Below are 24,013 nucleotides of genomic sequence, written 5' to 3'. Positions count from 1 at the left end.
GTCCGCTCCGTTTTCACGGTTCCGAGACGACCGTCCCCGTCGAGCCTGGGACGCCACTGGCGACGGCGTCGGCCAGTAGCCGTATCCCAGCAGGAGAGACCGGAGCAGGGAGACGGCCGTGAGCGGGAGAGGCCCGACGGCGAACCCGTATCGCGCCCCCGGCCACCGGGACTCCGTGGTAGCCGGCGAGGAACGCGACCGGGAGCGGACCACCGAGGACGGGGAGCAGGGGGACGTCGATGGGGAACGTCGACGAGAGGGCCGTCGGGAGGGTGAGTGCCACTCCGAGCGTCGTTCCGACGTCGATAGCCGTTCCGAGGGTGGGGGCACGCCCGTGAACCATACGAGTCGGCCTACCGGACACGGGAAATCGGTTCAGACACGGCTCAGTCCCGGCGGACGGTGTGGCAGGACCGACAGCGTGCCTCGTAGGCCTCGTCGGCACCGACGACGACGGTGGGGTCGTCGACGTGGGCGGGGTCGCCGTCGACCAGCCGCTGGTTCCGTGTGGCGGGTTCGCCACACTGCGTGCAGATGGCCTGCAGTTTCTCGACGTACTCGGCGGTGGCTATCAGCGCGGGGAGCGGGTGGAACGGTTCGCCGCGGAACGTCTGATCGGTGCCCGAGACGACGACACGACGGCCCTCCGCGGCGAGCGTCTCGCAGGCGTCGAGCAGGGCGGGACCGAAGAAGTTCGCCTCGTCCACCGCCACCACGTCCTCGCCGTTCAGCTGGTCGCGCATCCCCGGCAGGGGGTCCTCGGTGTCGACGACAGTGGCCTCGATGCGCCGGCCGGCGTGACTCCCGATGGTCGCCGTGCCGTACCGGTCGTCGATGGCGGGCGTGAACGCGGCCACGTCCTGCCCGGCTATCTCCGCGCGCCGCAGCCGCCGCAACAACTCCTCGGTCTTGCCGGAGAACATACACCCGGTGACCACCTCGACCCAGCCGCTCTGCGTGATGGCGTGCACGCCCCGTTCGGAGCCACCGATAGTACATCAAACCACACCAGCGAGTGAAAGTGAAAATCGACGTGCTGTCGGGCGGTTTCGTGTGATGCGGTAGCACCGACACCACACCCGCGGCGAGCGCGTAGCGCGAGTCGGCGTTTCGTGGCTAGTCGTCGGCCCCCACGTTCTCTCTGGCCTCCACGGTCCGCGGGTCCGGTTCGATGTGTGCGTACTCGACGAGGCGGACACCGAGCTTCTCGACACGCTCGCGCAGGTCCTCGTCGACGAGCTCGCCGTCCTCGAACTGGCGGTAGACGTGCGGGAGCGCGGCTTGGTGCGGGAGGACCCACGCGTTGAGCGACCGGCCGACGATGCGGAGGTGGTCGAGGGCGGGCGAGGGGAACCCGCCGCCGGCGACGGCGAGCAACCCGACGGTGGTGTGCTCGAACTCGTCGAACCCGCAGTAGTCGAGGGCGTTCTTCAGGACGCCAGAGTACGACCCGTGGTAGACGGGCGTGGCGAGGAGGACGCTGTCGGCGTCGGCGACGCGAGCCTTCAGGTCGGCCGCGTCGCCCACCTCCCGGTCGTCGGCGTCGAAGACGGGCAGATCGAGTTCGCCGAGGTCTATCAGGTCCGTCGTCGCGCCGTGCGCCGCCGCCGCGTCGAGGGCGATGCGCGAGGCGAGACGGGTGTAGCTCTGGTCGCGGAGGCTCCCGACCAGCGCCACGACGTGCGTGCTCATACCCGCGAGAGGGGGGCGGGAACTAAAGGGATGGCAGTTTCGTCCGCACCGCCGAACCGGTCAGTCGCGACGGCCGAACCACTGCGAGAGCAGCATCCCGAACGCGAACAGCGCACCGAACAGTACCGCGACCGGGAGCATCGCGCCGATGGAGTTACCGCCGTACACGCCCGCCACGACGACCCCCAGCGCCGCCAGCAGGAACCCGATGACGGGCGGCCGGGGGTCGATGCCGTCGTCGCTCATCGTCGGAGCCTCGCGACCGGTTCGTCGTCGTCTCCGTCGGCCACCTCGACGAGGCCGTCGTCGGCCAGGTCGGAGACGAGGCCGTGCAGCCAGGCCTCGCCGTACTCGCCGCCGTAGTCGACCCGGACCCGCGGGCCGAGTTTCGAGAGCGGGAGTGCCTCGTACTCGCGGAGCGCCTTCACGACGCGGCCACGCATCTGGCGCCTGCTCCCGTCGAAACTCGGCTGGGTCGGCACGTCCGGGGCGGTGAAGTCGCCGGTGCCGTAGGCGTGACACCACTCGCGCCACGGACACCCGGCCTCGTCGCAGCGGGGACTCTTGCCGCAGGCGACTCCCCCGAGTTCCATCACGGCGTTGTTCCAGACGCGGGACTCGCCGGGTGGCATCACCTCGTTGGCGACGCGCTCGAACGTCGAGTCGTCGTCCGGCACGTCGAACGCGCGGTAGAGCACGCGCTCGACGTTGGTGTCCACGACGGCGTCGCCGTCGTCGAACGCGAAGGAGGCCACCGCGTTCGCGGTGTAGGGGCCCACGCCCATCAGGTCCTGCAGGCCGTCGGGTGTCCGGGGGAACTCGCCGTCGTGTTCGCTCACGACCTGCCGGGCCGCCTCGTGGAGGTACTTCGCGCGGTTGTTGTACCCCAGCGAGTGGTCGGTCCAGAAGCCGACCACGCCGGCCCGGTCGGCGTCCGCCAGTGCCTCCACCGTGGGCCACTCGTCGAGGAAGTCGTGCCACGCCTCGACCACCCGGTCGAGTTGCGTCTGCTGGCTCATCACCTCGCTCACGAGGATGGGGTATGGGTCGGTCGTCTCGCGCCACGGGTACGACCGGTGGTCGGCCTCGTACCACGAGACGAGGGCCTCCCGGACGGCGTCGAGGTCGTCGGGGACTCGCGGGCCAGCGTCTGCGTCGGGGTCGCCGCCTGTCGCCTCACCGCTCACGGCCACCACTCCGCGCTCGGACGTTCGCTCATACTCCACTCTACCCGCGTCGACCGCTTGGGCGTGACGGTCGCACCGGGGCGGCTCAGACGACAGCGTTCACGAGGTCGGCCTCGTAGGTCTCTCCCTCGAACTCGACGAGGAGGTTCCCGTCGGGGCGGAAGCGCTCGGGGAGTGCCCGGAACTCGTCGACCACGCCCTGGAAGCCCCCGGAGAGCGGTTCGCACTCGTCGTACTCGCTCTCGGTCGCCTGGCGGACGACCTCGCGTTCGGCCTCGCTCAGTCCCGAGAGGTCGGCGACGTGTTCGGCCCGCAGGTAGTCCGCGAACGCCTCGGGCGTGTCGGCCACCCGTTCGAGCGTGACGCGGAACGTCTCCCGCTCGGTCCGCTGTGTGCCGGTGACCCGCACCTCCATCACCTCGCCCTCGTACCGGACCCAGACGGGCGAGTCGGCGACGAAGCGGGAGTCGCTCTCGGCGTCGTCCGGGTAGACGTACTCGAACCCGCCGATGGAGACGCTCTGAGCCGCGACGAAGCGGTCGTCCTTCGAATCGCGGGTCATCGCGTCGAACGCCGCCCGGTCGACGGCCGGCAGGGCTTCGTAGTCCACGACAGTCGCACCGGCGGGTGCGTCAACGCCCTTCTCGTACTCCAGTTCGAGGACGTGTGCCTCCACCGAGGCGGTCTCCGTGACGGTCACGCCCGTCTCGTGGTACGCGTCGCCTGCCGCGACGAGTTGCCCGTCGCGGACGGGCGACCCGTAGATGGTCGCCAGGGTCGCCTCGCCCTCCACCGCGGCGGTTTCCAGCAGTTCCTCCCAGCGTGCCTCGCGCTCGGGCGGGGCGTCCGCGAGTGCCGCCTCGCGGAGGCCTGCGTCTTCGAGCTGTCGAAGTTCGAGATAGTATCGACTCGTACAGCTGCCACCGAAGCCCGGCCCGATACCGCCGAGACAGCCCGTGAGCCCGGCCGAGACGCCGGTCGCCGCCGCACCGAGGAGGGCGCGTCGCGTGTGGTCGCTCACGTCCCACTGTGGTGGCGTCTGCGGTAAGTGCCTTCCCGAGACTCAAACGGTGGCTGAACGTATCGGGGACGAAACCCACTTGCCCCGCGCGGTGTTCCTTCGACCATGAGCCTCGACGACCTGAGCGAGACGGTCACGGACGTCTACGCCGACCTGGGCGAGGAGACCGCCGTCTCGCTCGACCGCGAGACACGCAACGAACTGGCGATGCTCGTCGCCGCCTACGAACCCGAGGACGCCGACGAACTCGTCCGCCGGGCCGTCCACGAACTGTTCCAGCGCTCGGTGGAGACCGGGAACCTCGACTTCCACCTCCGGTCGGGGTTCGACTGCACCTACGACGAGTTCCTCAGCGGGATGACCTACGAGGAGATGGCGGGCGGGGTACAGCGGCCGGAGCGGGACGGGAACGAGCGGCGATACCAGTTCTAGAGACCATCTTTTTGGGCTCGGGGTCGGCTTCGCCGACCCTCTCGCGTAAAAACATGGGTGAAAAAGGCGCTCCTCGCTGCGCTCGGAGTGGGTAGGTGCGCTGGTCTCTCCAGCTCCGCTACCGCGCTCTCTCTTTCCGCCCTGCTATCGCCCCTCGAACTCCGGCTCTCGCCGTTCCACGAACGCGGTGACACCCTCCGCGAAGTCCTCGCTCCTCGCGGTCCGGGCGAACGTCTCCGTCTCGCGTGCGAGTTGCTGCTCGATGGTGCTCGTGGTGCTCTCGGTCAGCAGGCGCTGAGTGCGGCCGAGCGCGAGCGTCGGCCCCTCGGCGACCTTCTGCGCGACTTCGGTCAGTCGGTCGTCGAACTCGCCGGCCGGGACGGCCTCGCTGGCGAGGCCGATGTCGACCGCCTCTTCCGGGTCGATGCGCTCGTTCAGCAGTGCGATGCGCTTGGCTTCGCGGAGACCGACGAGCCGCGGGAGGTAGAACGTCGACCCGCCGTCGGAGGACGCGCCGAGGTTCGGGTAGCCGAACTCGAAGTACGCGTCCTCGCTGACGAGGACGTAGTCGCCGAAGATGGCGAGGCTGAACCCCGCGCCGACCGCGAGCCCGTTGACGCCCGTGACGATGGGGACCGCCGCCTGGTGGAACTGGACCATCGCGTCGTGGAGGATGGACGCACCACGTCGGAAGGCCGACGGGGACGACCCGGTGAGGAATTCGCCGACGTCGCCGCCCGCGCTGAACACCCCGTCCGACCCAGTGAGCACGAAACACCGGACCGGTTCCTCGTGGAGTCTGATGGCGATGTCGAGCAGTTCGTCGCCCATCACCGCGTTGAACCCGTTCATCTTCGAGGTGCTGTGCATCTCCGCCCGGAGCACGCCGTCCTCGAACGTCGTCTCGAAGTTCTCGTAGTCGGCCATGGCTGACGCGCTCGCCCGGACGCGAAAAAACCTCACCCCCGCCTCCCTCCTGTCGCTCCTCAGTGCTCCATCGCCTCGACGTACGCCCAGTCGGCGTCCGTCGCCTCCGAGACGTGTCCGTCGAGCGTGATCTGCCAGCCGTGGAGGACCGTGGGGTCGGACAGCGCGTTCGAGAGCCTCGTCCGGATTTCGAGCAGGTCGACGCCGTAGAAGTCACGCGGGACGCCCGTGAAGTACTCCAGCGCGGTGGTGAACAGCGAGCGCATCCCGTCGTCGTCCTCGAAGTCGAAGTGCTTGTACGCACCCGCGGCCACCTGGACCATCCCGTGGAGGAACTTCGACTCCGTGGACCCGCGGCCGTAGTTGTACCACTCGTCCTCGAAGCAGTCGTGTGAGGCGTGGAACTCGCCGCTGTTGTAGAGGCGGACGCCGTGGACCGTCGCCCGGCGGAGCGTCGCGTGCTCCCAGCGACCGTTCTCCGGGCCGTCACCGAACGTCTCGCCGGGGAGCCACCCCGTCGGCTCCCTGCCGAGGGGTGGCGGGCCGACGCTCGGGTCACGGGTGTGGTCGTCCATCGCCCGTGAGTTCGGTCGTTCGACACCTGAAGGTGTCGCCCGGCGTTGCCACCGGGCAAGTGCGGATTGATACGCTCGGCGTGACTCTCTGTGTCGAATCCGGATGTTCGAAGACGCGTTGCGATATCCCTACGACGAGGGTGCGGGCCTTCGAGCCCTCGCCATCGGCGGCCTCCTGACGCTCCTGAGTGTCCTCGTGATCCCCGCCGTCCTCGTGAGCGGCTACACCCTCCGCGTCCTCCGCGACGTGGACGCCGGTGGCGAACACCTGCCCGCGTTCGACGACTGGGGCGCGATGCTCGTCGACGGCCTGAAGGCCATCGCCGTGGCTGTCGTCTACGTCGCCGTCCCGGCCATCCTGCTGACGGTCGCGGCGCTCTCGCTGTTGCTGCCCCTGACGGAGTCACCCCCCACGTGGCTCGTCGCCGTCGCCGGCATCGTCACACTGCTGAGCGTCCCGGTGACCATCCTCGCGGTGTACGCACTCCCCGCCGGGCTGGTGACGCTCGCCCGCACGGGCCGGATGGGCGCGGCGTTCGACCGACGCGCGCTCTGGCCAGTCCTCACGAGCGGGTCGTACCTCGTCGCGTGGCTCCTCGCCATCGTGGTCAGCCTCCTGGCGGGCTTCCTGACCGGCGCCGTCGTCGCTACCACGCTCCTCGGCGCCGTCGTCGTCGCGTTCGTCGGCTTCTACGTGAACCTCGTCGGTGCGTACCTCTACGCCCGCGGCGTGCGCGACTCCCGGGCGGTCGACGAGGCCGACGGCGAGCGCCCTATCGGCGCCACGGCCTGACGGCCCGACGACACTCTCGTCGCGTTCTCGAGATTCCGCTGCCTCCGGCTAGAGGTTCCGCGCGATGTCGCTCAGCCCACCCACCTTCTCCGCCCGGCCCGTCACCTCGGTCGGGTCGACCGGCAGGTCGTGTTTCCGGACGTGCTCTCTGAGGGCGTCGAGCGAGCGGTCGGGGACGGTCACGCCGCGGAGGTACTCCGCGAGCACCTCGCGCTCGGTCCGCGTGACCTGCCGGCCGCCGTCGGCACCGCCGAGTTCCCACGCCGTGTCGCGCTCGTCCGACTTCTCGGGGAGCGTCGCACCCCCGGCGAGGACGAGGGCCTTCGCGGTGACGAACGGGACGACGTCGGCGGGGCCGTACCCCTCGTCGCGGAGGAGGTTCTCGGCCCGGTCGGAGAGCTCGAATCGCCGGCGGGTGGTCCCGACGGCCACTTCGAGTTTGAGTTCGTCGCGCTCGGTGACGAGGTGTGGGGAGCGTGCCATACCGGCCGTTCGGGGGGGTGCCGCTTGACGCCCCCGGTTCGCGACGAGGGACTCAGACGAGGGCCGGCCCGTACCAGAACGCACCGAGGACGATGCCAGCGGCGAGCAGGCCGACCAGCAACTGGCCCATGACGAGGACGGCGTACGCGAGGACCACGAGGGCCACCACGGCCCCGAGGCCGAGACGGAGCGTCGCCGACCCGCCGTCACCGGTCCACGGCGACGCCGGGCCGCGTTCCTGGGTAGCCCACGCCTCCGCGCGCTCCCGGCAGTCGTCGTGTCGGTGGAGGTGCGCACCGTAGGCGCCGCCCTCGTCACGGAGTCGCGCACCGCAGAATGGGCAGTAGTCGGGGGTGGTGTCGGAGACCATACACGACCGTCACGGAGAGGCCTGTTAAGCCCGCTGGGGTACGTGGTTCACAACACTCACTACCCTCCCCGGTGTAGCCGTGGCCGCGTGCGAGGGTAGCCAAGCCTGGAAACGGCGGCGGACTCAAGATCCGCTCCTGTAGAGGTCCAAGGGTTCAAATCCCTTCCCTCGCACTGCTGCCGCGAACGAACGTGAGCGGCGACGTGCGGACGGAAGCGGATTCGAATCAGGGAGCGCCTCTGGCGCGACCGTGGTTCAAATCCCTTCCCTCGCACTGCTGGCCGCCGTACCGTCGGTGGCTCGCCCGGGTCGGTCTCCGGCCCACGCAGTGCGGAAGCCCGCGTCGGAGCGGTCTTCCCTCGCAACTCTCACGCCGGCGAGCGGTGCGACCGACCGACCGGCCTCACTCCTCGGCGTGTGTCACGTCGACCACCTCTCCGACGGACTCCCAGCCGCCGGACTCGCGTTCTCGGCCGGCCACCAGCGGATCGTCCTCACCGTCCGTGACGAGGCGGTAGGTCACGTCGTCGTCGTCGACACCCTCCGCCTGGAAGGCCTCCTGGAAGAACTCGGCCGAGCGCATCCTGAGGTCGACGGTCGAACCGTCGTCGAGGGTCAGGCGGACCGGCTTCGGCGTGATGTTGTGGACTCGCTTGGCCAGCGTGTTCATGTCCCCCCGAAGCGACGGCGCGGACAAAGGCGCTCCGGGTCGGGAGGGGCGGGTCGGAACCGCTTGGTCCGGCGAATCGGTGGTGACTTCTCGGGGGCGGCCGGTCCGTCGGTATGAGCGAACGCGCCGCCGTCGCCCGCGCCGCGGCCCGTGTCGGGGCCGAAGTCGCGGCCGACGCCTTCCGTACGGAGTTCGACGTGGAGACGAAAGCCGGACCCACGGACGTCGTCACGCGCGCCGACCGCGAGGCGCAGGCGGCGGTCGTCGAGCGCATCCACGAGTCGTTCCCCGACGACACCGTCGTCGGCGAGGAGGCGGACCTCCCCCGCGCCGTCCCCGACGAGGGGCCTGCGTGGGTCGTGGACCCCATCGACGGCACGAACAACTTCGTCGGTGGCCTGCGGCAGTGGACGACCAGCGTCGCCGCCGCCCAGGACGGGGAGCCGGTCGCCGCCGCGAACGTCGCGCCCGCCCTCGGCGACGAGTACGCGGGCGCCGAGACGGTGACGCTGAACGACGCCTCGACGCTCGAGGTCTCGACGAAGTCCGACCCCGCCGCACTCACCGTGGTCCCGACGTTCTGGTGGGACTACGACGAGCGCGAGGCGTACGCCACCGTCTGCCGGGAGATCGTCGAGCGGTTCGGCGACCTGCGCCGGTTCGGCTCCGCCCAGCTCGCCCTCTCGTTCCTCGCGAGCGGTGCCGTCGACGGTGTCCTCACGGAACTCCCGACGAACCCGTGGGACACCGTCGCCGGGGTCCACCTCGTCCGGCAGGCGGGCGGGACGGTGACCGACGTCGAGGGCGAGCGCTGGCGCCACGACTCGGTCGGTATCGTGGCCTCGAACGGTGACCCCGCGGTCCACGAGGAGTTGCTGAAGGTGGTGCAAGCGGGGCGGGACGTGGACCGGTAGGGGTGCAGTCGCGGTACGGGGCGCAGCGGTGCGGTGCTGTAGAGGCCAGCACATCCACCCGCCGCGAGCGGAAACGTTTGGTCAGATACCGAAGGTGGCTCTCACCATGTCCCTCGTCCCCGGCCCCAACCCGACCGCGAGGATGGCGACGAGCAGGAGGATGGCGTAGCGCGGCGACTCCTCGAATATCTGCTCGTCGAAGACGTAGACGACGAGCGTGGCGGCGACGAGCTTGACGACGAGGAACGGCCACGAGGTGCCGACGACGGCCGAGATGGACTCGGGCTGGAGCGACTGGGTCGTCTCGATGATGAAGCGGTTGACCGGGTGTTTCGCGCCGTACTCGACGGGGATGCCGAGCGCCCCGACCCAGTCGGCGGCCAGCACGTTCGCGACGCCGTCGACGGCGTGGCCGAATATCACGACGAGGCCGATACGGCCCGTCCCCTCGTTGATGACGGGCGCGAACCGGTCGGCCCCGAGGTAGACGGCGTAGGCGATGACGACCGATGAGCCGAGGACGAGCAGCGACATCTGCGGGTAGAAACCGGCACCGGCCAGCGGGCCCGCGAGTCGTGTCGGGACGAACCAGAGGAGGAACGCCACCGTGACGAGGAGGATGGCGCTGGCGAAGCCGAACAGGGCGCGCGACCAGTCGTCGATGTAGCCCCGGCGGTCGGCCTCGACGGCGGCCACGAGGCTCACGACGGTGATGAAGAAGACGGTGAAGTAGATGACCGGGCTGATGATGAGCGTGTTCGCCGGGTACGAGAGGATGGTGTCGATGCCGGCGGCGAGCGCGGCGTCGTTGGCGTCCTCGACGACGCGGAGGACGCCCCCGAAGAACATGAACGGGACGAGCGCGAAGAACAGTTCGCGGTCCTGGCCCACGCCGAGCGCCCGGAGGAGGTAGAGCACGCCCAGGAGGAAGAACAGGAGCGCGGCGGCGTAGCCCACCTCGCTGACCAGCGTGTAGCCGGGTTCGGCGACGATGGCGCCCGACTCGACGGCGGCGGCGCAGGCCGCACGGCTGCCGAGGAGCTCCGGCCCACCGGTCCGCATCACGGCGCAGGCGGCGTTGTTCGCGTCGGCGAACACTGGGCCCCAGAAGTAGTGCCAGAGGAAGCGGTCCCAGACGAGTTCGGGGAGGGCGAGCGACCCGACTGCGAGGAGAGCGGTGGCGGCGACGGCGGTGCCGATCCACAGTCGCTCGGGGCTCTGCCCCGCACGCTCGGTGACTGCCATACCCCGATAGGGGGAGGCGGGGCGTTTCAGGGTTCCGGAACCCGGCACCCACCACACACGGCCGCCCTCGACGCCTCGCCTCCCCCGGCGGGGTCAGGGGAACGGGTGGTGGTCCCGGTCCGGGCGGGCCTCGAACCCGAGCGCCGCTGGCACAGACGCGGCACGGTCGCCGAAGTACGCCTCCCCCGTGAACAACGGCTGGGCCGTCGGCGCCACCACCCGGACCGCCTCGAACCCCAGTTCCGCGAGGTCTCGGGTGGTCAGCCGGGCCGCGTACGGCGAGAGGCCGGCGTCGACGACGCGGTCGACGAGCAGTTCGAGTTCGGCCGTGCCGTCGGGCACCGTCTCGGGGCCGACCGTCGACGCCGGCACCGTCGTCGCCGGGTCGACGAACTCGCGGGCGGCTTCGGGGAAGTCGCCGTAGACGCCGATGGCGCCCTCCTCGGACACGGCTCGCTGCTGGCCCATCCCGCGGAGTTCGAGGAGGTTCTGGACGGCCTCCTCGAGCGCACCCAGTGCGGCGTCCGCCGGGTCGAGCGAGGCGGCCATCCCCGCCGCGAACCGGGGCCACTCGCCGGCCGTCGGGTCGTCGAGCGGGCGGTGGACACAGACGGCGACGACGGGCACGTCCACGTCCTGCGTGAGCAACAGCGCTGTCGCCTCGAGGTCCTCCGCGCGGAGTCGACGTTCCAGCGCCCGGTACCCTTCGGCCTCGACGGCGAGGCCCAGCGGGTCGTACGTCGAGTACCACGCGAGCATCGCGGCGTCCCGTTCGACCACCTCGTAGAGCCCCGAGAGCAGGGCTTCCGTCCCGGAGTTGCCGAGCCCCAGTCCCGTGGTGATGGCCGGCCGGTGGCGGGCTTCGGGAGGGGGGAACACCACGAACTCGGCCGGGAGGCGGACCCGGTCGCCGCTCGCGAGGTGTTCGCCGTCGACCCACTGGACGTCCTCGCGCGGGTCGGGGTCGGGGAACCACGGTGCCGTGACGAACGCCGCGGGCGGGACGGCCCCGGCCACGGCGCCGGGCGGGCCGCGCTCGAACTCGCGAGTCCGGTAGACCGCGCCCGCGTAGCGCTCCAGCGACTCGCCGAGCGCCTTCATGTACGCGGGGTTCCAGTCGGCCGCGACGCCGGCGGCGTGTCGCGGCACCTCGGCGTCCGAGAACGGCGTCGCCGCGAGCGTCGCGAGGTAGTAGGGGACCGGGAACGACTCGGCCTCCGCCACCGAGGCGACGAGGCCGACGCGAGGGTCGACGGCGGCCTCGGCGGCCCCGAGGGCCGCGTCCAGCGACCGACCCTCGCCGCCACGGCGGAGGTGCCGGTCTGGGTCGGGCCCACACCCACACCGCGGCACGGGGAGGAAGCGCCGCCGAGCGTGTGGGAGTTCGACGACGTGGCCGAGGAGGTCGGACTCGCCGGCCAGCAGGCGCACCGCCTCCCGGCCGGCGAGTGCGCCGGCGAAACGGGCGGTCGGGGCGGCCACCGTCCCGTCGTCCGTCTCGGGGTCGTGCGCCCGGACACGCGTCCGGAGACAGTCGAAGCAGCCGGTCTCGGGTCCGAAGCCGGCGACGGCCGCGTCCACGCCGGCCACCGGGCGGCCACCGACGCCGCCGAGCTCGACCGTCAGGAGCGGTATCCCGTTCGCACGCGTCGCGTCGTTCGCCAAGCCGACGGCGTCCGAACCGGTCGGTGCGACCACGACGACGAGGTCGGGCACCGTCTCGTCGAGGTCGTCGACCGTCACTCGCGTCGCCGTCGTGTCCCCGTCCGCGAGTGCGGCTTCGACGGCGGCCGCGGCCGGACCGTCACCGAGTAGCGCTACCCCCATCGGTCACCCCACCGCTGGCGCTCCGTGTGCATGGCTCGGAGAGTCGGCCCACGAGGAAAAGTCCGGGGGGTCGCGCGTCGGCAGGAGTCGCGCGTCAGCAGGGGGTCGGGCGTCGGGTCGGGGTCCGGGCTGGGTGGTTCAGGAGGCGCCGGCGAGGAGCGACTGGGCGACGCTGGCGAGTTCGGGTGCGTCGGCGTCGCGGAGTCGGTCGTCGCCGAGCATCAGCCGGAGGCGCGGTCGCCCGACGTCGATGGGCACCTTCTCCGTGTCGATGAGGCCGAGGTCCTCGAGTTTGGTCTTGGTGCGCGAGAAGGTGGCCTTGCTCGCGATGCCGACGTCCTCGCCCCACTTCGAGATGTCGTAGAGCAGTTCCCGGTTCTTGGCGGCGACGAGCAGCGAGACGGTGACCTCGTCGAGGCCCTCGCCGTCGCCGCGAGCCGTCTCCATCGAGGCGAGCATCGAGTCGAAGTCCTCGACGGCGTCCGGGCCGAGGCCCTCGTTCAGCGTCTCGCGGACGCGGGAGATGGCAGGGGTGCGCAGCGCGAACGGTTCGGCCGCCTCCCAGTGCTCCTCGTAGGCCTCGTAGGCCGCCTCGATGAACGCCTCGTCGTCGGTGACCAGCCCGGCGACGTGGTCACCGGCCTCGACGACCGCGACGACGGAGTCACCCGTCACGAGGAGGGTGTTGCTGTCTCCCTCGTGCGAACGGATCTCGAGTCGGTCGTCCTCGACGAGGTCGGCCGCGTTGCTCGCGACGATGAAGTCGTCCATCGTGTCCTTCAGCGTCCGCTCGGCGGCGAGCAGGCGGACCGTACTGGAGTCCACGTCGCCCATCACCGAGACGAGTTCGCCGAGCGATTCTCCGGGGTTGACGACGAACACGTCGCCGTCCGCCCCCTCGAGCGTCTCGAGGAGTACGTCGCCGACCGTCCGCTTCAGGAGATTGGATGCCATTTCGTGACCAAACTGTGGTATCAGAGATACTTAATCTTAGCGGCCATACCTCCGAATATTCCGGGTTCATTTATCAATCCCCGTCCCACGCCGGCCCTCTCGGTATAAACCAACGCTGACTGCTTTCCTTATTAAATCTTTCTTCGACAGAGGTTAAATTCGTGTGACACTCACGTGGTCAAGAACGTTCCGTCCGGTGATTTGGCGCGCGGCGTGAGTCGTCGTGGGCGCCGTCGGGGCGCGTCCGGCTCAGCGGGAGCGGTGGGCGAACGTCGGGGCCCAGTGCAGGTCTCCCCGGTACATCACCGGGAGTTCCCGGCCACGCAGGAAGGCCCGGAGCCCGTCGGCCGAGAGCTGCGTCTCGCTGTCCGTGCCGTGGAGGCGGCGACACCCGGCGAACGGGTCGCGGTAGGTCCGGCCCGCGGTCCGTGCAGTCACGACCTCGTAGCGCACGTCGAACGTCTCCGGCCCCCCCTCGACGTGGACGACGGCGGGTTCACCGTGTGCCGGGGCGAACGAGTAGGTCGGGTCGCCGACGACGGCGTAGTCCTGCCCCATCAGTATCTGGCGACGCGCCAGCGAGAGCGCCCGCTCGATGCCGAACCCGTTCACGAGGAGACGGGCGAACGTCGTCCCCACTGTGGCCGCGTGGTCGTTGAGGACGCGCGTCAGCGTCACGGCCCCCGCGCCCGCGCCCCCCTCGACCAGCGAGAGCCCCTCGCGGAACGACCCGCAGGCGTTGAGGAAGAACGTCCGGGCGCCCACGTCCAGTCCGGCCGTCGAGAGCGACCCGTCCGTACACTGCAGGCCGGCCACCTCGCAGTGGCCCACGTAGTGGACGAGGTCCGTCTCGGACTCGAACACGTCGGCGAGGCCGGCCCGCGAGAGCGACTCGTGGACCGTCACGTCGACCGGGAGGTCGGCCGCCCGCCGACGGTAGATGTCCGCCACCGGGCGTTCCTCCATCATCTCCGTGTCGTTGAGCACCACGTCGATGCGCAGGCGGTCTGGGCGCCGCTCCCCGTGGTCCAGGCAGTTCTCGTACGCCCGCGTGGAGGTCTTCGCGACGCTGACGGGGATGCCGTCGGCCAGCCACGCGTGGACCCGGCCGTCCCGGAGGTCCGGGTCCAGCCGGTCGGCCGTCGCCACCTCACCGCCCGCCCGGAACCGGCCCTCGGCGTAGCCACGGTAGAAGTCGTCGAGGGTCCGTTCGAGGAGCGCCTGCCCGTCCATGTCGGAGGCCGACGGCGGGTGACAGAGGCTCAACCGGTCCAGCAGGTACGGGAGCGCACGGGCGTGCTCCCCGGTCGGTTCGACGTAGGTCGTCAGGTGCCACTCGGGCAGGACGGCGTCGACCTCGGGGAACGCCAGCGCGGCCGCGACCCGGTCTGCCATCGAGCGGTCCGCGTACCGGTCGAGGTCGAGTGGGAGTTCACCCGGTGGGCGTAGCTGCTCCTCCCCCGGCGTCTCGCGGGCGTAGCAGTCGAGGAAGAACACGCGGCGCAGGAGTCGAGCGGCAGCGTCGGCGAACGCCGACCCGCGGGGGAACGACCGGACGGTGTCGGTGCCGGTGAGTCGGAGCGTGGGCCGCGCTGCACCGACGGTCACCTCGGCGCCGAGGTAGTACGCCAACGGGGCGGCGGCGAACAGCGAGGCGTAGTCCGCCGGGACCGACAGCTCGACGTTCGAGACGGGGTCGCTCGGGACGGACGCGGGGACGTGTGGGTCGCCGAAGGTGACCAGCGGCGGGTGCGCTCGCGCGGCCGGGTGGGACCGTTCCGGGCCGGTCGGGCCGGCGGTCCGACCTGCGGTGGTGACGGCAGCTGCGACGCCAGCGGGGGTGGCTGGAACGCGAACCGTCGGCGGGCGGTGTCCCTCCTCGTGGATGCCGACGGTCACGTCACCGTGGCCGTCGAAGTCGACCACGAGGCGGTCGCCGGCCGTCGAGAGGTGGGCGGGTCCCCGGAACCGGAGGAGCGTCTCGACGGGCGTGTCGAGGCGGACGAGGTACTCTCCTTCCGGCAGGCGGGTCGGCGTGGTGCGCGAGAGTGGGCCGTCGGGCCCGAGGACGTCGGCGACGGCGGGGAGCGCGAGGCGACTGGCCGAGCCGCTGACGGTGGCGTCGACCGGCTCCGGGAGTGCACCGCTGGTCCGTCCGGACTGCCAGTCGTCCGCCTCGATCGCGACCGACCCCTCGTGCCCGAACACGCGCACGCCCTTCGACGACGTGGCCCACTCTACCATTCGCGTGAGGATACCGGTACCTGTCACATATACCTGCGGCCGTCGTCAGCGGGTGATTTATGATAGCCGCTCTCACGCCCCCGTCCGCTTTGCCGCGGACGGGAAGCTACTTGCCCGTCCCTCCCGCACCCCGAGACATGCCGAGCGACTCACCGTACTCACGCGTCCGCGAAGCGGACGCCGCCGTCGCCGACGCCCTGACGGGCGAACTGAACCGACAGCGCGACACCCTCGCGATGATCGCCAGCGAGAACCACGTCTCGCCCGCCGTCCTCGAGGCGCAGGGCTCGACGCTGACGAACAAGTACGCCGAGGGCTACCCCGGGAAGCGCTACTACGCCGGCTGTGAGTACGCCGACGAGGTCGAGGAACTCGCCATCGAGCGCGCGAAGGAACTCTGGGGCGCCGAGCACGTCAACGTCCAGCCCCACTCCGGCACGCAGGCGAACATGGGTGTCTACCTCGCGGTGCTCGACCCCGGCGACAAGATTCTCTCGCTCGACCTGAACCACGGTGGCCACCTCTCGCACGGCCACCCCGCGAACTTCGCGGGCCAGCTGTTCGAGGTCGAGCAGTACGAGGTGAACGCCGAGACCGGCTACATCGACTACGATGGCCTCCACGAACACGCCGAGGCGTTCGAGCCAGACATCATCGTTTCCGGGTTCTCCGCGTACCCGCGAGAGGTCGAGTTCGAGCGGGTCCAGGCGGCCGCCGACGCCGTCGGCGCGTACCACCTCGCCGACATCGCGCACATCACCGGCCTCGTCGCCGCAGGTGTCCACCAGTCGCCTGTCGGTGTCGCCGACTTCGTCACCGGCTCTACACACAAGACCATCCGTGCGGGCCGCGGCGGCATCATCATGTGCGACGAGGAGTACGCGAGTGAGATCGACGGCGCCGTCTTCCCCGGGGCGCAGGGCGGTCCGCTGATGCACAACGTCGCGGGCAAGGCCGTCGGCTTCGCCGAGGCGCTCGAACCGGAGTTCGAGACCTACGCCCAGCAGGTCGTCGACAACGCCGAGACGCTCGGCGAGACGCTCGCGAGCCACGGCCTCTCGCTGGTCTCCGAGGGCACCGACACCCACCTCGTCCTCGTCGACCTGCGCGAGAGCCACCCGGACCTCACCGGCGGCGAGGCGGAGGACGCGCTGGCCGAGGCCGGTATCGTCCTGAACGCGAACACCGTCCCGGCCGAGACGCGCTCGCCGTTCGACCCCTCGGGTATCCGTGCCGGCACCCCCGCGCTCACCACGCGCGGCATGGGCGAGGCCGCCATCCGACAGGTGGGCGACCTCATCTACCGCGTCGTGGACAACGTCGACGACGAGGACGTCATCGCCGAGGTGAGCGACGAGGTCAGCGAACTCTGCGAGGTCTACCCGCTCTACGAGGACCTGTAGAACCGCCCGAACGTTCCACTTCTCAGCGGTAGTGGTGTCCGAGGTCGCGTTCGACGCCGGAACTGATCAGCGCGAACACGGTCAGTATCCAGAAGGCGACGAACGCCGGCACCAGCAGGAGCGGCGAGGGGAGCAGGGAGAGGAACAGCGAGAACGTCAGCTCGCCGCCGGTGGCGTCCATCGCGGCGAGCGCCGCCTCGTTTCGGTAGGCGACGACGTAGAGCAGACACGCCATCCCGAACACGAACACCGCCGAGAGCGTCGTCCTGACCGGTCGGCCGAGGACCCGCTTCGTGTTCCGGGTGACGGCCCGCCAGTGTCGCTCCGCGTCGTTCGTCGCCGACTGGAACAGCAGTCCACCGACGAGCCGTGGGACGCCTCTGAGAGCCATGGCCCGTGTTCACCCCAGATACCATAACTCCACCTTGGCGCTCGCTCGGACTCGTGACTGTCCCCGCCGAGCGCACGTCCGCGAAGGAACGAAGCGCTCCCGGGCCGACGGGTCGGTATGCGCACGACTCGCCGTGGTCTCCTGGCCGGCCTCGCCATCGCGGTCGCCGGCTGTACCGCCCCCGGTGACGGCGGCGGTGTCGACGGCTCCGGGACGCCGACAGCCACGCCCACCGGGACGGCCACGGTCGACGACGGGGCGACGCCCACAGTGGAGTCGACGCCGGGCACACCCAGCACCGCCGCCGACCCGTCGCCGGAGGGTGAACTGGACCTGCGCGAGGCGAACGTCACGAGCGTCGAGTTCTCCCGCTCGGGCGCTGCAGTCACCTTCGACGTCACCCTCCACCACGACGACGACGGCGAGCAGGGCTACGCGAACTGGTGGCAGGTCGAACGACTCGACGGGACCCGTCTCGGCCGGCGCGAGTTGACCCACCCCCACGGCACCCGCGAGTTCACTCGCTCCGACACCTACGAGATTCCGGACGGCGTGTCCTGCGTGGTCGTCCGCGGCCACGACCAGACACACGGCTACGGCGGGCAGGTGGCGCTGGTGAACCTCGGTTCGGGGGCGGTCGAACTCGTCCGGCAGGGTCCGGAGGCCCGGTCCTTCGGGAGCCAGGACTGTCCCTGACTCCCGTGCCGGCCGCGGTTCCGTGGCGTTCAAGCCACCCGGCGTCCGCCTCTGACACAATGACAGAGGTCATCGACGGCAACGCCGTCGCCGAGGACGTACGCGAGTCGCTGCGCGGTGCCATCGAGACGCTGACCGACGCGGGCCACCAGCCGGGCCTCGCCACGGTGCTGATGAGCGAGGACCGCGCCAGTGCCACCTACGTCTCGATGAAACAGCGCGACTGCGAGGAACTCGGCATCCAGTCGTTCCACGTCGAGGTGGACGTCGACGCCCCCGCCAACGAACTCTACGACACCGTCTCCGACCTGAACGCGAACGACGAGGTGGACGGCATCCTCGTCCAGCACCCTGTCGCGGACCACGTCGACTACGAGGAGGTCGTCCGTCGCATCGACCCCGGGAAGGACGTGGACGGGTTCCACCCCGAGAACGTCGGGCGCCTCGTCCGTGGTGACCCCCGGTTCCGCCCCTGCACGCCCCACGGTGTCCAGAAACTGCTCGAACACACCGGCGTGGAGACGGAGGGGGCCGACGCCGTCGTCGTCGGCCGGTCGAACATCGTCGGCACGCCGCTGGCCAACCTCCTCGCCCGGAAGGCCGACGACGGGAACGCGACGGTGACGCTCTGTCACTCGCGGACCGAGGACCTCGCCGCGAAGACGAAGCAGGCCGACATCGTCGTCGCCGCCGCGGGCGTCCCCGAACTGGTGGACGGCTCGATGCTCTCCGAGGGCGTGACGGTCGTCGACGTGGGCTACAACCGCGTCGACGGCGAGGCCGTCGGCGACGTGGAGTACGAGTCCGCGAAGGAGGTGGCGAGCGCCATCACGCCCGTGCCCGGCGGCGTCGGGCCGATGACCCGCGCGATGCTGCTGTACAACACGGTGAAGGCGGCGAGCCAGCGCAGCGGTATCGACGTGGACCTGCCCTGAACGATGGTCGCAATGCGGTCAGCACCCGTGGTCGCGGGACACGAGGTACCGGTGGACGCTGACGGCTGGACCACCGTCAGCGAGGCGCTCGCCGAGGGACGTGACCGGTACGTCACGGCCGTGGTGCACGACGGGGTGCGGTTCGTCCTCGTGCAGAACGCCTGGAGCGACGGCTGGGTCCTCCCCGGCGGTGGGGTGGAGGCCGGCGAGTCGCTGGCCCAAGCGGCCGTCCGCGAGGTGGACGAGGAGACGGGGCTCTCCGTGGACGTAGCCGGTGTCGTCGCGCGCGTCGAGCAACGGTTCGTCCACGACGGGACGGCGGCACTCGGCCACCTCACGGTGTTCGACGCGCCGGCACAGACCACCGAGTTAACGCGTGACCTCGGCGTGACGCCGCACGAGATACGGGACGCCAAGTGGTTCGACTCGATTCCGGAACGGACCGACGGTCTCCCGGACACCCTGTTCGAGCGAGTGCTCCGTGTCGCGGGGGTGCGTCCGTCGTGAGTGAGGACGACGCCACCGAGGTCCGGACGTGGCGCGAGGCCGGCGAGTTCCGCCGCGAACGTGTCAGTTACGCCGCGGAAGAGGAGTGGGTCGCCGCCCGCGAACGCATCGACGGGGGGCTCGACTGGGGTGTCGGCGCCCTCGTCGAACGCGACGGGGAGGTCCTCCTCGTGAAGCAGGACGGGCGGTGGCTCCTCCCGGGCGGCGAAGTCGAAGCCGGCGAGACACACGCGGAGGCGCTGGTCCGCGAACTCGACGAGGAGACCGGGGTCGCCGTCGACCCGGGCGAGCGACTCGCCGTCGTGCGGAACGTGATCCGCCGCCGTGGGGGCGCCCCGGACGAGGAGCGCTCGTTCCGGTTCGCCATCCACCGGGCCACCGCGGTCGACGCCCAGACGACGGACGACCCCGGACTGGTCGACGAGGAGATCGAGGCCGTCGCGTGGGTGACGGAGTTGCCCGCGGACACGCTGGACCGCGACCTGCTCGTCCGGCTCAGGGGTGGGTGAACACGTAGAGTCGGTCCGCGTCCCGGCCCACGCAGAAGCCGCCGTCGACCCCGTCGAACGAGCGACCGGGCCGCTCGGTCAGGAGCGCGCGGCGGAACGGGTCGCCACAGACCGGGCAGGGCACCCCGTCGCGGTCCTCGACGACCGTGGTGTGCCCGGCGTCCTTCAGCAGTTTCAGGCGGTGTCGGTGATCGTGGACGTCGAAGAGCGTCACTGACGGGCGCTGGCCACCCACTGGTATCGTTCTATCGTCGCGCTCGCCCTGGGAGCCGAGCGTTCAAATCGGATGCCGGGACCACCCCCGTCCGTGACGTGACCCTCGCCCGGAGCGTCTCGCGGTCGTGCGGCACCGCGCTCCGGGACCGCCCGTGCCGCCTGTCCGCCCCCAGCCGACACCAGCGGTGCGTGCGGTGCGTACTCACCGGAGCCGGTCCAGCCGGTCTGCGGCCTCCGCCAGCGCCGCCTCGTCCTCCGCCAGGAGGTACTCCGCCACTCCACGGACCGCCCGGACGAGTGTCTCGGGTTCCTCGGGCGGGACCTCCCCGTCGATGGCCCGGATGCGCTTGACGTGTTCGCCGACCGGACCGAGCACCTGCGAGGCCGCCGGGTCCGGCCGCTCCTCGAGAATCGAGCGGAGGTCGCTCCGGTAGGCGTCGACGGCCGCCGCGTAGGCGAGCGCTCGCCCGGCACGCAGGGAGTCGGGCACCTCGTCGACGGCCGGCCGTTCGTCCTGGTCGGCCCCGCGCAGCAGCGAGAGGAGGTAGAATTCCTCGTCCTCGTCCACCTCCAGCCGTCGCCCCAGCAGCCCACCGACGTGGCCGAGTTCCTGCGCGGCGAGGTAGGTGTCGTCCAGTCGCCGGAGTTCGCCGGCGTCGATCCAGCCGTACCCGCGGACGTACTCCCGGCAACGGTCCGCGGCCGTCTCGGCCACCTCACGGAGTGGTCGCCGGTCCACGTCGTTCCGGACGTCGGTGAGGTCCAGCTCCCGCGGAGAGGCGGTGTGGAGCGTCCGCTCTTCCTCGACGCCGACGCTCCGAAGGCTCCCGCACGAGGGACACTCGACGCTGGCCGTCTCGTAGTACGACCACCGGGTCCCGCAGTCCTGACACTCGCGCTCGCCCCGGATTCGCATACCCACGCTTGGAGGGTGCCGGGCAAAAGCCCGGTGGGTCGGGGCCGCACCGGCCGACCGGGTCGTACAGGTCGACCTGTCCGACCACAGGGTTCACGTCGCGCCCGGCGCTACGTGTTGGTGATGCCATCCGACAGCGACACGTACGATGCATCGTGCTCGCGGCCCACCGCGGGCGGTCGAGAAATTCTCCGGTGAGTCACGACCAGCCGAGGGCGCCCCGCCCGAGAGCGACGGCCACGGTACCGACACCGACGGCCGCGCCGGCACCGTCGACGCCGAAGCAGACGGGACGGTGGTCCTGCTCAGCCTCGGCGAGGAGACACACGTCCTGAGCCACGCCGAGGCCCGTCGCCTGCGCGAGCGACTCGGTGACGCCCTCGTCCGTCGTGAGGAGTTCCTGCACACCGCTGGCGAACACCGGCCCGACGGTTCCTACGTCGTCGCCCGACGCCGTGCGGACTCGGCTGGCAACCGGAAGGTGTTCGACTCCGTCCGTGCGCTCGAGCGGCTCTGGGAGCGCCTGCCGGCCGAGTTCACGGCCGACGACCTCGGCCGGACCGGGCTGACCGGCGGCCGCCGGCACATGGTGCTGCGTCACCTCGCCGAGCACCCGGCGTTCGACTGCGAACTCGTCAGCGAACAACCACTGACCGCACGGAAAGGGCAGACGCCCACGGACACGCCGGAGGTGAGAGACGGGTAGCCGGGAACGCTTTTCCTGCCGCCGTGCGTCGATCGGCGTATGCCGACACCACGGCCCAGCACGTTCTCTATCGTCGCCCGGGACCCGGACCACGACGCCGTCGGCGTCGCCGTCCAGTCGAAGTTCGTCAGCGTCGGGAGCGTCGTCCCCTTCGTGAGCGCCGACGCGGGAGCCATCGCCACGCAGTCGTTCGCCAACGTCGCCTACGGCCCGAACGGGCTGGACCTGTTGCGCGAGGGTCACAGCGCGAGCGAGACCGTCGAGGCGCTGACCGAGGCCGACGACGAGGCTCCCTCCCGGCAGGTCGGCGTCGTCGGTGCCGACGGCTCCGTCGCCGCGTTCACCGGCGAGGAGTGTTTCGACGTGGCCGGTGACCTCCAGGGCGAGCACTACACCGTCCAGGGGAACATCCTCGAGAACCACGAGACGCTCGAGGCGATGGCCGACGCCTTCGAGACCACCGCCGGCGGCCTGCCCGAGCGACTGCTGGCGGCGCTCCACGCCGGCAACGAAGCCGGTGGCGACTCCCGCGGCGAGCAGAGCGCGGCGATGTACGTCGCCAAGCCCGAGGGAGGCTACGACGGCGGCAACGACCGCTGGATCGACGTGCGCGTCGACGACCACGAGCACCCCATCGACGAACTCGAGCGCGTGTTCAAGATATACGACGTGACCCTGCTGGAGCGGGCCGAACCCGAGGAGACGCGCTCGCTCGAGGGCGAGACCGCCGAGGCGGTGCTGGCGACGCTCGCCGAGATGGGATTCTACGAGGGTACGCCGAGCGGCGCGTTCGGTGACACCGAACACGAGGCCCTCGAGGCGTTCCGCGGGATGGCCAACTTCGAGAACCACTCGCTACCCGTCCTCGAGGACGCCCTCGCCCGTGGGTGGGACGCGGCGGAGGGTACGGGCGAGGAGCGGATGGTCGACGCCATCTGGAACGGGCTGTCGCGGCTGGAGCGGACGTAGGCGCTCAGCGAGGCCGCGGGACGACCTCGACGGGGTCGGCCGGGTGCATCGTCAGCGTCGGCCGGAGCGTCAACTCACCGTCGTCGACCAGTTCGAGGTCGTAGTGTCTCGCCACCGTCGCGAGGATGAGCTTCGACTCGAGGAGCGAGAACTGCTTTCCGATGCAGATGCGCTTGCCGCCGCCGAACGGGAAGAATGCGAAGCGGTGGCGCTCCCGCCGGTCCCAGCGGTCCGGGTCGAACGCCAGCGGGTCCTCCCAGTACCGTTCGCTCCGGTGGACGACCCACTGCGGGAGCATCAGGAACGCGCCCTCAGGGACGTGGTAGCCGCCGAACTCCACGTCGCGGGTCGGTGACCGGAACAGCACGTACACCGGCGGGTAGAGCCGCATCGCTTCGTTCAGCACGTTCGAGGTGTACTCGAACCCCATCGCGTCGGCGGCCGTGGGTCGGCCGTCCACCGCGTCCACCTCCTCGTGGAGTCGGGCCTTCGCCTCGGAGTGCTTGCCGAGCAGGTAGTAGGTGTAGGTGAGCGTGAGCGCGGTGGTGTCGTGGCCCGCCAACAGCATCGTCATCATCTCGTCGCGCAGGGTGCTGTCGGCCTGCTCGCCCCGGTCCTGTGCCCGCAAGAGCACCGAGAGCAGGTCGTCGCCCTCCGCGTAGCCTGCGGCGCGCCGCTCGGCGACGATGTCGTCGAGGACGCCCTCTAGCGTCCGGACCGACTCGCCGAACGAGCGGTTCTCCGCCGTCGGGAGCCAGTTCGGCGTGAGGAACCGTAGCGGGTCGGGTTCGAACCGCTCGCCCAGCGGTTCGAGCGCCGCCTGGACCCGCTCGGTCGTCTCGCGGTCGACGTCGGTGCCGAACATCGCGTTCACGATGATGCGGACCGTCACCTTCGCGAGCTCCGTGCGGACGTCGATGGGTTCGCCCGGCTCCCAGCGTTCGACCATCGACTCGGTGTGCTCGACCATCATCCCCGCGAGGTCCGAGATGCGGTTCGGGTCGAACGCCTGCCCGGCGAGGCGGCGCTGGTCACGCCAGAACTCGCCCTCGCTGGTGAGCAGGCCGTTCCCGAGGAGGTTCTCGACGGCGTCGTCGCCGCCGAACTCCGGCTTGACGAACGAGTCGCCGTCCCCGACGAGCACCGTCTCGATGTCTGCCGGGTTCGTGAGCATGAACGTGGGTTCGCCGGCCAGTTCGAGGCGAGCAAGGTCGCCGTAGGCCTCACCCACGGCGGTCATGAACCGGAACGGGTCGCGGGCGTACTGGCCCGTGTTCCCGAGCAGGGGGACCCCCTTCGGGCCGGGCGGGTCTGCCGACATAGCGGTCTGTTGGGCCCGCTCGCGCTAAACGCTTGCCGAGACGGCGAGCCGCTCCGGCTCTCGTATTAAAAGAGTCCGGAGAGAGACGGCAACGGACTTAGGACAGTCCT

29 protein-coding genes and 1 tRNA gene are annotated in these 24,013 nt (G+C 70.6%); 11 read left to right on the top strand and 19 right to left on the bottom strand.

Annotation, left to right across the window (positions count from 1 at the left end; all coding sequences use genetic code 11):
• Nucleotides 1-13: 13 nt before the first annotated feature.
• From N0B31_RS07575 to N0B31_RS07550, 6 genes are all read right to left on the bottom strand, one after another.
• The gene (locus N0B31_RS07575) at nt 14-343 is read right to left on the bottom strand and encodes a hypothetical protein (protein WP_260595262.1); all 330 of its coding nucleotides are present in this window, start codon (nt 341-343) and stop codon (nt 14-16) included.
• A gap of 43 nt (nt 344-386) precedes the next feature.
• Nucleotides 387-971: a thymidine kinase gene (locus N0B31_RS07570; RefSeq protein ID WP_260595261.1), complete on the bottom strand. Its 585-nt coding sequence runs from the start codon at nt 969-971 to the stop codon at nt 387-389.
• A gap of 145 nt (nt 972-1,116) precedes the next feature.
• A complete protein-coding gene (locus N0B31_RS07565; RefSeq protein ID WP_260595260.1) occupies nt 1,117-1,692 on the bottom strand; it encodes an NADPH-dependent FMN reductase in 576 nt (191 codons plus the stop codon).
• A 60-nt stretch (nt 1,693-1,752) separates the two neighbouring features.
• Nucleotides 1,753-1,938: a hypothetical protein gene (locus N0B31_RS07560; protein ID WP_260595259.1), complete on the bottom strand. Its 186-nt coding sequence runs from the start codon at nt 1,936-1,938 to the stop codon at nt 1,753-1,755.
• On the bottom strand, nt 1,935-2,879 hold the full coding sequence (locus N0B31_RS07555) for an HhH-GPD family protein (protein WP_260595258.1): 945 nt from the start codon (nt 2,877-2,879) through the stop codon (nt 1,935-1,937). Before N0B31_RS07555 ends, N0B31_RS07560 begins: the two co-directional genes overlap by 4 nt.
• 85 nt (nt 2,880-2,964) lie before the next feature.
• Nucleotides 2,965-3,900 carry a hypothetical protein gene (locus N0B31_RS07550; protein WP_260595257.1) on the bottom strand — a complete coding sequence of 312 codons (936 nt, stop codon included), beginning with the start codon at nt 3,898-3,900 and terminating at the stop codon, nt 2,965-2,967.
• A 105-nt stretch (nt 3,901-4,005) separates the two neighbouring features.
• On the opposite strand from N0B31_RS07550, the gene N0B31_RS07545 reads away from it, so the two are divergent.
• A complete protein-coding gene (locus tag N0B31_RS07545) occupies nt 4,006-4,332 on the top strand; it encodes a ribbon-helix-helix protein (RefSeq protein WP_260595256.1) in 327 nt (108 codons plus the stop codon).
• Between the two features lie 144 nt (nt 4,333-4,476).
• Here the strand turns inward: N0B31_RS07545 and N0B31_RS07540 are convergent, their stop codons facing one another.
• Together N0B31_RS07540 and N0B31_RS07535 are read right to left on the bottom strand one after the other, a co-directional pair.
• Nucleotides 4,477-5,259: an enoyl-CoA hydratase/isomerase family protein gene (locus N0B31_RS07540; RefSeq protein WP_260595255.1), complete on the bottom strand. Its 783-nt coding sequence runs from the start codon at nt 5,257-5,259 to the stop codon at nt 4,477-4,479.
• Between the two features lie 59 nt (nt 5,260-5,318).
• On the bottom strand, nt 5,319-5,834 hold the full coding sequence (locus tag N0B31_RS07535; RefSeq protein ID WP_260595254.1) for a DUF309 domain-containing protein: 516 nt from the start codon (nt 5,832-5,834) through the stop codon (nt 5,319-5,321).
• Between the two features lie 103 nt (nt 5,835-5,937).
• On the opposite strand from N0B31_RS07535, the gene N0B31_RS07530 reads away from it, so the two are divergent.
• Complete coding sequence (locus N0B31_RS07530; RefSeq protein ID WP_260595253.1) at nt 5,938-6,627, top strand: DUF4013 domain-containing protein; 690 nt, start codon at nt 5,938-5,940, stop codon at nt 6,625-6,627.
• A 48-nt stretch (nt 6,628-6,675) separates the two neighbouring features.
• On the opposite strand, the gene N0B31_RS07525 is transcribed toward N0B31_RS07530, so the two are convergent.
• Nucleotides 6,676-7,110: a hypothetical protein gene (locus N0B31_RS07525; protein WP_260595252.1), complete on the bottom strand. Its 435-nt coding sequence runs from the start codon at nt 7,108-7,110 to the stop codon at nt 6,676-6,678.
• Between the two features lie 52 nt (nt 7,111-7,162).
• A complete protein-coding gene (locus N0B31_RS07520) occupies nt 7,163-7,480 on the bottom strand; it encodes a DUF7501 family protein (protein ID WP_260595251.1) in 318 nt (105 codons plus the stop codon).
• A gap of 89 nt (nt 7,481-7,569) precedes the next feature.
• Between N0B31_RS07520 and N0B31_RS07515 the strand changes: the two genes are divergently transcribed.
• Nucleotides 7,570-7,653 (top strand) — tRNA-Leu (locus N0B31_RS07515).
• 230 nt (nt 7,654-7,883) lie between these two features.
• Here N0B31_RS07515 and N0B31_RS07510 read toward each other — a convergent pair.
• Nucleotides 7,884-8,150: a DUF8072 family protein gene (locus N0B31_RS07510; RefSeq protein WP_260595250.1), complete on the bottom strand. Its 267-nt coding sequence runs from the start codon at nt 8,148-8,150 to the stop codon at nt 7,884-7,886.
• A gap of 113 nt (nt 8,151-8,263) precedes the next feature.
• Between N0B31_RS07510 and N0B31_RS07505 the strand changes: the two genes are divergently transcribed.
• Nucleotides 8,264-9,064 (top strand): inositol monophosphatase family protein, encoded by an 801-nt coding sequence (locus tag N0B31_RS07505; protein WP_260595249.1) that lies wholly within the window; start codon nt 8,264-8,266, stop codon nt 9,062-9,064.
• A gap of 81 nt (nt 9,065-9,145) precedes the next feature.
• Here N0B31_RS07505 and N0B31_RS07500 read toward each other — a convergent pair whose 3' ends face one another.
• From N0B31_RS07500 to N0B31_RS07485, 4 genes are all read right to left on the bottom strand, one after another.
• Complete coding sequence (locus N0B31_RS07500; RefSeq protein ID WP_260595248.1) at nt 9,146-10,309, bottom strand: DUF63 family protein; 1,164 nt, start codon at nt 10,307-10,309, stop codon at nt 9,146-9,148.
• Between the two features lie 93 nt (nt 10,310-10,402).
• Nucleotides 10,403-12,136 carry a YcaO-like family protein gene (locus N0B31_RS07495; RefSeq protein WP_260595247.1) on the bottom strand — a complete coding sequence of 578 codons (1,734 nt, stop codon included), beginning with the start codon at nt 12,134-12,136 and terminating at the stop codon, nt 10,403-10,405.
• A 138-nt stretch (nt 12,137-12,274) separates the two neighbouring features.
• Complete coding sequence (gene tbsP, locus N0B31_RS07490) at nt 12,275-13,090, bottom strand: transcriptional regulator TbsP (protein WP_260595246.1); 816 nt, start codon at nt 13,088-13,090, stop codon at nt 12,275-12,277.
• Nucleotides 13,091-13,339: 249 nt separating this feature from the next.
• On the bottom strand, nt 13,340-15,334 hold the full coding sequence (locus N0B31_RS07485) for a hypothetical protein (RefSeq protein WP_260595245.1): 1,995 nt from the start codon (nt 15,332-15,334) through the stop codon (nt 13,340-13,342).
• Between the two features lie 137 nt (nt 15,335-15,471).
• On the opposite strand from N0B31_RS07485, the gene glyA reads away from it, so the two are divergent.
• The gene (gene glyA / locus N0B31_RS07480) at nt 15,472-16,737 is read left to right on the top strand and encodes a serine hydroxymethyltransferase (protein WP_260595244.1); all 1,266 of its coding nucleotides are present in this window, start codon (nt 15,472-15,474) and stop codon (nt 16,735-16,737) included.
• A 22-nt stretch (nt 16,738-16,759) separates the two neighbouring features.
• On the opposite strand, the gene N0B31_RS07475 is transcribed toward glyA, so the two are convergent.
• Nucleotides 16,760-17,128, bottom strand: coding sequence for a hypothetical protein (locus N0B31_RS07475; RefSeq protein ID WP_260595243.1), 369 nt, complete (start codon nt 17,126-17,128; stop codon nt 16,760-16,762).
• A gap of 117 nt (nt 17,129-17,245) precedes the next feature.
• On the opposite strand from N0B31_RS07475, the gene N0B31_RS07470 reads away from it, so the two are divergent.
• Genes N0B31_RS07470 through N0B31_RS07455 form a run of 4 tightly spaced genes read left to right on the top strand, consistent with a single transcriptional unit; the run spans nt 17,246 to nt 19,775 of the window.
• Complete coding sequence (locus N0B31_RS07470; RefSeq protein ID WP_260595242.1) at nt 17,246-17,824, top strand: hypothetical protein; 579 nt, start codon at nt 17,246-17,248, stop codon at nt 17,822-17,824.
• A gap of 59 nt (nt 17,825-17,883) precedes the next feature.
• Nucleotides 17,884-18,759, top strand: coding sequence for a tetrahydrofolate dehydrogenase/cyclohydrolase catalytic domain-containing protein (locus N0B31_RS07465; protein ID WP_260595241.1), 876 nt, complete (start codon nt 17,884-17,886; stop codon nt 18,757-18,759).
• 27 nt (nt 18,760-18,786) lie between these two features.
• On the top strand, nt 18,787-19,266 hold the full coding sequence (locus N0B31_RS07460; protein ID WP_260595240.1) for an NUDIX hydrolase: 480 nt from the start codon (nt 18,787-18,789) through the stop codon (nt 19,264-19,266).
• Nucleotides 19,263-19,775 (top strand): NUDIX hydrolase, encoded by a 513-nt coding sequence (locus N0B31_RS07455; protein ID WP_303655785.1) that lies wholly within the window; start codon nt 19,263-19,265, stop codon nt 19,773-19,775. The genes N0B31_RS07460 and N0B31_RS07455 overlap by 4 nt, the downstream gene beginning before the upstream one ends.
• Here the strand turns inward: N0B31_RS07455 and N0B31_RS07450 are convergent.
• Entirely contained in the window at nt 19,762-19,989 is a 228-nt protein-coding gene (locus tag N0B31_RS07450) for a DUF7385 family protein (RefSeq protein WP_260595239.1), read from the bottom strand. The genes N0B31_RS07455 and N0B31_RS07450 overlap by 14 nt on opposite strands.
• Before the next feature lie 204 nt (nt 19,990-20,193).
• A complete protein-coding gene (locus N0B31_RS07445; RefSeq protein WP_260595238.1) occupies nt 20,194-20,907 on the bottom strand; it encodes a DUF7117 family protein in 714 nt (237 codons plus the stop codon).
• A gap of 148 nt (nt 20,908-21,055) precedes the next feature.
• Between N0B31_RS07445 and N0B31_RS07440 the strand changes: the two genes are divergently transcribed.
• Entirely contained in the window at nt 21,056-21,613 is a 558-nt protein-coding gene (locus N0B31_RS07440; protein WP_260595237.1) for a DUF7528 family protein, read from the top strand.
• A 39-nt stretch (nt 21,614-21,652) separates the two neighbouring features.
• Nucleotides 21,653-22,582, top strand: coding sequence for a DUF1028 domain-containing protein (locus N0B31_RS07435; RefSeq protein WP_260595236.1), 930 nt, complete (start codon nt 21,653-21,655; stop codon nt 22,580-22,582).
• Nucleotides 22,583-22,586: 4 nt separating this feature from the next.
• On the opposite strand, the gene N0B31_RS07430 is transcribed toward N0B31_RS07435, so the two are convergent.
• Nucleotides 22,587-23,903: a cytochrome P450 gene (locus tag N0B31_RS07430; protein WP_260595235.1), complete on the bottom strand. Its 1,317-nt coding sequence runs from the start codon at nt 23,901-23,903 to the stop codon at nt 22,587-22,589.
• Nucleotides 23,904-24,013: the final 110 nt, after the last annotated feature.

It is taken from the genome of Salinirubellus salinus, from assembly GCF_025231485.1.
Classification (GTDB): Archaea; Halobacteriota; Halobacteria; order Halobacteriales; family Haloarculaceae; genus Salinirubellus; species Salinirubellus salinus.
This window is presented reverse-complemented; position numbering and strand designations above follow the sequence as displayed.